Source organism: Microvirga sp. KLBC 81, from assembly GCF_003075415.1.
GTDB lineage: Bacteria > Pseudomonadota > Alphaproteobacteria > Rhizobiales > Beijerinckiaceae > Microvirga.
Window position 1 is genome coordinate 1 of record NZ_QDAH01000251.1, and the last position, 1,227, is coordinate 1,227.

The following is a 1,227-nucleotide window of genomic DNA, read 5'->3' on the forward strand; positions in this document are numbered from 1 at the left end:
GCTGTTCTGGTTGGCCATGGAGAGGGCCTGGACGCCGAGCTGCTGCTGGGTCTGCAGGGCCTGGTTGCGGGTCGAGGCCTCGTTCATGTCGGCATCCACGAAGGCGCTGACGCCGGCCGTGAGCGAGTCGGAGAGCACGCCGATGAACTCCTCCTGGGTCTCGAGCAGGGCCTTGTTGGCGCCCAGCATGGCCGAGCCTTCGGTCACCTTGGCGATGGCCGTGTCGATGTCGGCCAGGGACTGCGACAGGCTGTCCACATAGGTGGCCGACACTTTGGTGTTGTTGATGCTGGAGGCAATCGTCAGCGCCCCTGCCGCAGACCCGACCGTCATGGCGGCATCGCCCGTCGCGGCGCGGAATGCCGTCTGCATGTTGCCGGCCGCGGTCGTCCAGTCGGCCGCCGCAGCATCGGCTGCCGTGAGGGTGTAGCTGACGGTCATGTCGCCGATCTTGGCCGTGATCTTCGCCCCCTCGACGCGCTTCAGGTCGGCCTCGGTGAACTCCGCCTCGCCGGGCGTGGTGGCGGTTGCGGCCGTCTCGACAGCGGCGATGGCCGAGATGTCGATGGCCACGGCATCGTTCAGGATGGCGCTCGGGCCGCCCACCAGGTTGGTCTGCGAGGTGTTGATCGAGAGCGTGCCGACCTTGTTGTTCACGCCGTCATACGACGTCACCAGCTCGACGCTGCCGCTGGCGCCGGCAAGCCAGTTCTGGCCGTTGAACGAGGCCGAGTTGGCGGCGCTCTTCATGCCCTCGATGTCGGCCTTGAACTCGGTCTGGATCTTGGCCAGATCGGCGCCCGGCTGGGAGGCGGCCACGAGACCTTCCTTCATCTTGTTGAGGTAGGTCAGGGTCTTGTCCATCGCCGAGGTGAAGGTGTTGATCATCGCCTTCGACTGCTTGATCGAGTCCTTCACGGCCCCGAGAGCCCCGTTGTCGGACTTCATGCCGGTGGCGATCGACCAGTAGGACGCGTTGTGCGACGCCTCGGCGACGCGCAGACCCGTGGAGATCTGGTTCTGGTTCTTGTTCATGGCGGTCTGCGTGGCTTTCAGGGCCTGCAGAGCGGTCATGGCGGACAGGTTGGTGTTGATTGAAGACATGTGCTTCTTCCTTGAAGGATGCGAGGGTTCAGGGAATGCCGGAATTGAACCGGCCCAGCGGAGCGGCATCATGCCTCGAGCAAAGCTCGATCCGCTGCTCACATGACATCCGGGCTCAACCGG

At 64.8% G+C, this 1,227-nt stretch carries 1 protein-coding gene; it reads right to left on the bottom strand.

Annotation, left to right across the window (positions count from 1 at the left end; all coding sequences use genetic code 11):
• A partial coding sequence (locus DC522_RS33590) for a flagellin (RefSeq protein WP_116532705.1) occupies positions 1-1,104 on the bottom strand: 1,104 nt, incomplete at its 3' end.
• Positions 1,105-1,227: the final 123 nt, after the last annotated feature.